The 7492-nt window shown below is 67.6% G+C and carries 6 protein-coding genes and 1 tRNA gene; 3 read left to right on the forward strand and 4 right to left on the reverse strand.

Annotation, left to right across the window (positions count from 1 at the left end; translation table 11 throughout):
* Window positions 1–480 (reverse strand): peptide-methionine (R)-S-oxide reductase MsrB, encoded by a 480-nt coding sequence (msrB, locus tag Q4A20_RS09485; RefSeq protein WP_303122505.1) that lies wholly within the window; start codon window positions 478–480, stop codon window positions 1–3.
* A gap of 247 nt (window positions 481–727) precedes the next feature.
* On the opposite strand from msrB, the gene Q4A20_RS09490 reads away from it, so the two are divergent.
* Complete coding sequence (locus Q4A20_RS09490) at window positions 728–2266, forward strand: alpha/beta fold hydrolase (protein ID WP_303122506.1); 1539 nt, start codon at window positions 728–730, stop codon at window positions 2264–2266.
* A 44-nt stretch (window positions 2267–2310) separates the two neighbouring features.
* Here the strand turns inward: Q4A20_RS09490 and Q4A20_RS09495 are convergent, their stop codons facing one another.
* Both Q4A20_RS09495 and Q4A20_RS09500 read right to left on the reverse strand, forming a co-directional pair.
* Window positions 2311–3912, reverse strand: a complete 1602-nt coding sequence (locus Q4A20_RS09495; protein WP_303122507.1) for a mechanosensitive ion channel family protein — start codon at window positions 3910–3912, stop codon at window positions 2311–2313.
* Between the two features lie 100 nt (window positions 3913–4012).
* Window positions 4013–4960 (reverse strand): arginase family protein, encoded by a 948-nt coding sequence (locus tag Q4A20_RS09500; RefSeq protein ID WP_303122508.1) that lies wholly within the window; start codon window positions 4958–4960, stop codon window positions 4013–4015.
* A 142-nt stretch (window positions 4961–5102) separates the two neighbouring features.
* On the opposite strand from Q4A20_RS09500, the gene Q4A20_RS09505 reads away from it, so the two are divergent.
* Both Q4A20_RS09505 and Q4A20_RS09510 read left to right on the forward strand, forming a co-directional pair.
* Window positions 5103–5456: a PadR family transcriptional regulator gene (locus Q4A20_RS09505; RefSeq protein WP_303122509.1), complete on the forward strand. Its 354-nt coding sequence runs from the start codon at window positions 5103–5105 to the stop codon at window positions 5454–5456.
* Between the two features lie 61 nt (window positions 5457–5517).
* Window positions 5518–6594 (forward strand): permease prefix domain 1-containing protein, encoded by a 1077-nt coding sequence (locus Q4A20_RS09510; protein ID WP_303122510.1) that lies wholly within the window; start codon window positions 5518–5520, stop codon window positions 6592–6594.
* A 717-nt stretch (window positions 6595–7311) separates the two neighbouring features.
* On the opposite strand, the gene Q4A20_RS09515 is transcribed toward Q4A20_RS09510, so the two are convergent.
* Window positions 7312–7384: transfer RNA gene (locus Q4A20_RS09515), tRNA-Phe, on the reverse strand.
* Between the last annotated feature and the right edge of the window lie 108 nt (window positions 7385–7492).

Genomic DNA, 7492 nt, shown 5'->3' on the forward strand with positions numbered 1-7492 from the left:
TCAGGACTCCTGGCCAGGCGATTCAGATTCGGCGGGCACGGCGCCATCGGTCTCGAAGGTCAGGCTCACGGAGTTCATGCAATATCGCTGGCCGGTGGGGGTGGACGGGGCATCGTCGAAGACGTGCCCGAGGTGGCTGTTGCAGGCGGCGCAGCGGACCTCGGTGCGCACCATGCCGTGGGAGGTGTCCGTGGACAGGACCACGGCGTCGCTGCGGGCGGGGTCGTAGAAGGACGGCCAGCCGCAGTGCGACTCGAACTTGGTGGTGGAGCGGAACAGCTCGGCGCCGCAGCCGCGGCAGCGGTAGATACCTTCCCGATGCTCATCCAGCAGCGCGCCGGTGAAGGGCCGCTCGGTACCGGCCTCGCGCAGCACGTGGTATTCGAGCGGGCTGAGGGCGGCCCGCCACTGCGCATCGGTACGTGCAATGGCGGTGGGATCGAGTCGAGGGGCGGCGTTCGGACGGTCGGAAGTGCTCATGGGTCCATCGTGGCCCCAGAGAGCCTCGGAGCCAAACGGGCAGCGCCGAAGCGGTATCGGAGCCGGCCGCCGGGGCATGAACTCGGCGCATTGATACAGCGGGCACAACCCGCCGAGCGGTTTAAGGATTGACTCACCTTATTTACGTGGATAACATCGTTATCCACGGATGCGGAGCACTGCTCAGGCCCTGACGCTCGTGTTCGCGGACCGCGTCACCTTCCGCCTACACGGATGGAACGGACTGATGAGAACAATGCAAAGAACGCAGTACATGATGCTCCACACCGCGATCGGGACGCTCCGGGCCGAACGGGTCGGCTCCACCACCGGCAGCCACAACACCGACGGCGGAGCTCCGGTCTACCGCATCCTCGGCATCCCCTACGCCCGCGCCGAGCGCTTCCAGGAGCCGGAGCCCGTGGACACCGACTCCGGCGGCGTCGCCAACTCCGGGAGCGGACACTGCTTCCCCCAGCGGCTCATGCCGGGCTTCGTGAACCTGTACCTGCGCCAGTTCCAGCTGCGCCCCGAATGGCAGCCGCGTGGAGACATTCAGGGTGAGGACGCGTTGCGCGTGAACGTGTGGACCTCCGGGCCGGACAGCCCCAAGCCGGTGCTCGTGTTCATCCACGGCGGCGACTGCGGCTCGGGTACGCTGCCAATTTACGACGGCACCCACCTGGCCGCTCAGGGCATTGTGGTGGTGACCGTCACCTACCGGATCGGAGCGTTCGGGCATCTGCATGTGGTCGACGGCGACCGGATCAGCTGCGACCGCGCCCTACTGGACCAGCAGGCGGCGCTGCGTTGGGTGAAGGACAACATCTCCGCGCTCGGCGGCGACCCCGAGCGGATCACGCTGATGGGCCACTGCGGCGGCGCCCAGTACGCCCTCTACCAGGCGCTCAACCCGGACAACCGCGGTCTGTTTCACCGCCTCATCCTGTGCAGTGGGCAGCGGGGCACCCCGCAGCCCTTGGACGCCGACGCCGAGCGGGGCGCCTTCGCCCGCCTGCTGGCCGACAATCATCTGCGCGATTTCCGCGAGTTGGCCGCCGCCCCTGTGGGCCGTCTACTGCGTCTGGTGCAGCCCACCATGACCCTGTCCACCACCATGGATCAGCCCTTCTTCAGCGTTGATCCGCGCGAGGTGTTACGCGAGGGCGCCTTCCCGCACGTGCCGGTGCTGGTGGGCAGCACCGCGGATGAGTTCTCCATGATTGAGATCCCCAGTTGGTATCGGCGCATGGGCATCGCCACCAGCCCGGAGGAGTTCGAACGGACTACCGGGCAGCTGTACGGCCGTTGGGCCAACCCCATCGCCGCCGCCCTGCGCCCGGAATCCGCGGACCTGCCGGATCTGCAGATCAAGATGCTGGAGCTGCTGGTGTTTCACAGCGCAGCACTGAGCCTGATGGAGCGGATGTCGGCCCACACCCGGGTATACGGTTACCGCTTCGAGTACGTCCCGAACCTCTACCGGGGGCTGCGCGGCGCCTACCACGGTGCGGAAGTAGCGATCTTCTTCGGCAACCTGGATCGCATGCGCATCCCCATCACCGACGACAACCGCCGGGCGATGGCCGTGATCCAGCGGGACTGGCTCGGCTTCGTGAGGGGCGGCGTCATGCCGCATCGTCCCGCCTTCGACGCGCAGGCGCAGATCACCCGATACCGGGACGACGGCGAGTCTATCCGCTTCCCACACCTGGAGTTACTGCGCGAACTGGAGGGGACGGGTCTGGCTCAGCGGGTGGTGAACGGCTATATGAGCCGTAGGTGAGCATCCCGGCCGGCCTCGGCCCTCCCGGGAGGTTTCAGTCCGTGTCAGTCGTCGTCGGCATCCGTAGTGGACTTGCCGATGCCGAGCTTGCCGGTGGCGGCGTGGGCGGGCTGAACCGAATCCAGGTAGGCCTGCTGCTCCTTGGTGGAAATGACGCCCGTGGCCGCTGCGGTATCAGCCGGTTGACGCGCTGAACCGGGTTCGTCGCCTTCCTGAGCCGCTTCCCGAGCCAGAATGCGCCGCCGGCGGACCTTGTCGCGCCGGGCACGGCGGAGCTTCGCCCGCCCCTTGGCGACGGCGCGCAGGCGGGCCGCCTCAATGGGGTCGTCCTCGACGGGGCGCTGCACCGCCGTCGTCTCCTCCTCGGCGGGATCGGCCTGCACGCCTTCGGGACGCTGCAGCGTCACCAGTTCCTCGGCCAGCCGCGCCACCTTCTCCGCAGTGGGGTCATGAGCCACGTCTACGTGGTCGACCTCGACGCGGGTGCGCGGCAGCGCGTAGGGGGCCTCCCGCTGCAGCCAGGCGACGAGCTCCTCTCGCAGTTGGCACTGGAGGGTCCACACGTCGGCGTTGTCGGCGCCGGAGACGGCGACTCGCACGGTGACGGTGGAGTCGGAGGTGTCAGTGACGTCGACGGAGGCGACGCGCCCGTCCCACACGTCCGAGCCGGACAGGATTCGATCCACTTCGGCGCGCAGCGCGGCCACGGGCACACGCCAGTCCAGGTCGATGGTGAAGGTGCCCGTCAGTTGGCTGCCGCGCCGCGTCCAGTTGGCGAAGGGGTTCTGGGTGAAGTAGGTGGAGGGGAAAATGAGGCGGCGTCCGTCCCATACGCGCACCACCACGTAGGTCAGGGTGATCTCCTCGATGAAGCCCTGCTCGTCGTTGACCACGACGACGTCGTCCACGCGGATGGCGTCGGTGGTGGCCAGCTGGATGCCCGCGAACAGGTTGCCCAGGGTTGACTGGGCGGCCAGGCCGGCGACCACGGAGACGAGCCCGGCCGAGGCCAGCAGGGAGGCCATGGCCACGCGCGCGGAGGGGAAGGTCATGGCCACTCCGACGAGCCCGCAGAGCACGATGATGACCTCGGCCACGCGCCGCATGACCTGCGCCTGGGTGGTGATGCGCTTGGTGCGTCCGACGTCGCCGCGGGAGCGCACCCCGAGCACGATGGAGGACTCCACCGCCTTGGCCACACCCACAACCACCCAAGTGGAGGCCAAGATGATTCCGATGAGGAGGGCGTGGAGCAAGAACTGCACCCAGTCGGGCTGCGACAAGTCGAAGAAGGCGATCTGTCCACCGAGGAACGCCCCGGCCAGGGCGGCGGTCGCGTACATGGGGGTGCGGGTGAAGCGGATGACTTCCGTATACATCACTCGGCGCCGCCCCATGGTGCGAAAGACGACCATGAGGATGAACACCAGGGCGACGCCGATGATCACGCCGAGCCCGACGCGCCATGCTAACGAGAGCACATCTGCGGTCGCCTCCGCAACGGCCTCCGCCGTCTCGGCGGCGCCATCAGTAGCCGAGGACGTCGCCGAATCGGAAGGATCGTTCACCGTGGGGCCGCCACCAATCGCGGTGAACGCTGCGAGCACTGCGGAGGAGGCGACGGGCGCCGCGGGAACGATGGCCATGGGCTCAGGTTAGGACTCCGCGCTGTGCTTTGGCTGTGCGACGCCAGAGCTCGACCGTCATTCACATCACTGAGGGGCGCATCACCCGGGAGCACCGCCGTCAACCGGTGACCAGCGGCAGCCCCGCGAGGACGGATCCCAGGGCGAGCAGCTCGCGGGGCAGGTATTCGGCCACTGTCAGGCCGACGACGTCGGCCGCCTCGCCGAGGTCGGCGATCAGGCGGTGCACCTGGGCGGCGGTGAGCCCGCCGGATACCCGCCCGAGACCGAGGGCGACCTCGTCGGCGTCGATCGTGTCGACGTCGAAGTGGATGGCCAGGCGGGAGGCGCCGGTGGCGTGGAGCCAGTCTATGAGGGGGCGGGTGTCCGTGCGCAGGTCATCCGGCCCGAAGGCGGTGATGCCCCAGCTCGACACGTGCTCATCGCAGTCGGGCTCCCACTCGTGCAGACCGGCCCAGGCGATGCGGGAGGGGTCGATGTGGGCCGGCAGATGTGACAGGACCTCGGCATCGCCCCTGCCGGCCAGAGCGGTTACGGCCATGGCGTGGTAGCCGTCGTAGCCGGTGTCGGGGGTGTCGACGTCGGGGTGGGAGTCGATCCAGACCACGGCGAGGTCGTCGCCGTACTTGTTGGCGAGCCAGGCGAATGGGGCGACGGATACGGAGCACTCACCGCCGATGGTGAGGATGCGTCTAACGCCGGGGTGGGAGTCGATGGTCCGCAGGGCGGCGTCGATGCCGGCCAGGATGGCGCTGCGCGACTCGATGCCGCCGGTGGAGCCCTCGGGGCCGTCCGGGCCGGCAAGCTCGGTCAGATCGACGGAGACCGTCGCGGTGGGGCCGACGGCGGGCGGGAGCAGGGCTGCCAGGGCGCGGGCGCCGGCCATGTAGCCGCGACGGGCGACCGGCGCCGGGAGTTCCGGGACGAGTGCGCCGGCGTTGGCATAGCCGGCACCCTGCCATTGGGGCCAGATCAGCCGCAGGGTGGCGGGGTCGTCGTTGTGCGGGTAGGAGGGGAGGAATCCGGGGACGTGCTGCGCTGCGCTCACGTCTCCAGAGTAGGCGTAAGAAGAGGAACAGTCAGCAATAGACCACTAGACGTACTACGTCTATCGTAGTACGTTGGACGTATGAACACTGTCACTACCCTCAAGCAGCCCCCGCGGCCGCACGATCCCGGAGATCATCGCGATGATTAGCGCCGACGCCATCCGTGGCTACATCGATCTGATCGCACTCACGCTGCTGCGTGACCGGCCTTCCTACGCCTATGAACTCGCCAAGACCATCGCCGAGGTGGCGCAGGGGCAGTACACGATCAAGCAGACCACGCTGTACTCGGCGCTCAAACGCCTGGAGTCGACAGGACTGGTCTCCTCCTTCGCGGATACCAGCGAGTCGGGCAAGCCGCGCACCTACTACCGGCTGACCGAGGCCGGGACCGCCCACCTGATGGACAAGCTCGCCGAGTGGGAGGACACCAAGGCCCTCATCGATCGCTTCGCCCTGTACGCCTCCACTCGCCCCTCCCCCGCGGAGCCCTGATCGAGCGCCACCCACTAAAACCCAGATCACCCGCCCCCGCCAAGCACACTAGGAGCCCCTGATGAATGCCATCAACACCTTCCTCGAAGCCATGTTCGCCCCCTACCCCGCCACCCCGCGCCTACTCGAGGCCAAGCGAGAGCTGCACGCCATGATGGAGGATGCCTATGCCGACGCCATCGCCTCCGGGAGGTCTCACAACGAGGCAGTCGGGTCGGTGATCACCGACTTCGGCAACCTGGAGGAGCTGGCGCCCGTGTTGGGCATCCTCCCCGACATCCGCGGCGCCGCCGCCCAGGCGTATGCGGTCCCCGGCGACGAACCCGCCACGGCCCCGGCCGCTCCGGAGGCAGCGCCGTCGGACTACCCAGTCATCACCCTGCCGGAGGCTCAGGCTCTGGCCGAGGCGCGACGCAGCACCGGCACCCTACTCGGCAATGGCGTGGCCCTGTGCGTGCTGGCAGCGGTGCCGCTGTTCACCTGCATCGGCCTGTCGACTGCCGGCATCGGCCTGATCCCCTGGGATAAGGACCAGGCCGCATCGGTTGGGGGTCCCCTCACGTTGGTAGTGGTGGCGCTGGCCGTTTCCCTGTTCATTCGCCGTCATCAGGCCTTCACGGGCCTGACCCATCTAACGGACGGCAAGTTCACGCGTAATCCGGTCGTATCGGCGTGGACCGCGCGAATGCGCCTGGAGCATGAGGGAACACGGACACGCGCGCTGAGCATCGCCGTCGCCCTGTGGATCATGGCGCCAATCCCGGTTTCGGGATCAGGCATCATTTTTCAGGACTCGAACAACAATGCGGGACCGCTGTTGGGCGTAATTCTCAGCCTGCTCATGGTGGCTGCCGGCCTACGCATCTTCCTGCCGACGATCTGGGCCGCCATGACGCATAAAACCGTCACCGAGGCGGGGCGCCCCGCCGACGCCCCGCCCACCTGGCGCAACCCCGAAGAGAACTCCTTCACCGAGGCGATCGCCGGGCCGTACTGGATCGGCTGCATAGCCATCTACCTCGCCTGGTCCTTCATCGGCTCCAGCTGGGACATCAGCTGGATGATCTGGCCGATTGCAGGCGTCCTGTTCGGCGCGATCGCCGCAGGCGAGGCCGGCCTGCGCTCCTGGCGCGTGTAGGCACTGCGAGTTCGAGGAGGAACGTCTCATGCTCGTCAACCAACACGCAGGGTCACCGAACCGAAGGACGCCGACTGCGTGCGAGCGCTCCGGTGCCGACCGCTCCCCTGGGGAGCGCTCGAGTTCGCGGCGTGACGCGGTTTTCTTACTATTCGCCGAGCGAGGCACCGTTACTGAGTCACGCGTTTCAATGGCAGCGCTCGCGAGATTCGGATGCCGGCCTACTCGCCGGCTACCGTCGACGCCGGGCAGCTTGCCGCCGGCGCATATTCCGGCGACCGAAGGCAGGGAGTGTCCAGATCTATGACAAACGATGTAGGAGGCGGCACCGGCCGCAAACAAAACATTGGAATCATGCGGGTGTCAGATCGGCTCTCGCGGCCGTAGGCGGCGTTTGTCATCGATTTTGACAACCATAGGAGCATCATTCCGTCCCACGGCGGGTCACACCACACCACCCACCCCCACAAAGCAGAAGAGCCCCTTCACGGATACCACAACGACCGGCAGGTTGTGGGTCTCGGCGCGCTCACGCAGACGCCGCCGGACAGCGCCCTGGAGGGCCGGGCCGCGTAGTCGCGGGCTAACCCGCGCCCGCGAGCAACTCCTACCGACGCATCAGACCCGAGGAGCAACACGTTTGCGCCTATAACCCGCAACCGCGGCCGGAAATGAGCGAAGCCCCCGGGACCTTGTGAGTCCCGGGGGCCATCGCCGTGGCTCCGACCGGCGTCGATCCGGTGACCTTTCGATTTTCAGTCGAACGCTCTACCAACTGAGCTACAGAGCCTAGAGGCTGGGTCGCCCAGCCGTTTCCGACTGAGCGACCCGCTTCCGCGACCTCGACGGGACTTGAACCCGCGACCTCCGCCGTGACAGGGCGGCGCGCTAACCAACT

The sequence above is a fragment of the Actinomyces sp. genome, assembly GCF_030530635.1.
Lineage (GTDB): Bacteria > Actinomycetota > Actinomycetes > Actinomycetales > Actinomycetaceae > Actinomyces.

Excerpts from the sequence above, each read along its gene's own strand:
- Q4A20_RS09490 (WP_303122506.1), top strand. The coding sequence starts at position 728 with ATGAGAACAATGCAAAGAACGCAGTACATGATGCTCCACACCGCGATC.
- Q4A20_RS09505 (WP_303122509.1), top strand. The coding sequence starts at position 5,103 with ATGATTAGCGCCGACGCCATCCGTGGCTACATCGATCTGATCGCACTC.
- Q4A20_RS09510 (WP_303122510.1), top strand. The coding sequence starts at position 5,518 with ATGAATGCCATCAACACCTTCCTCGAAGCCATGTTCGCCCCCTACCCC.
- Q4A20_RS09495 (WP_303122507.1), bottom strand. The coding sequence starts at position 3,912 with ATGGCCATCGTTCCCGCGGCGCCCGTCGCCTCCTCCGCAGTGCTCGCA.
- msrB (WP_303122505.1), bottom strand. The coding sequence starts at position 480 with ATGAGCACTTCCGACCGTCCGAACGCCGCCCCTCGACTCGATCCCACC.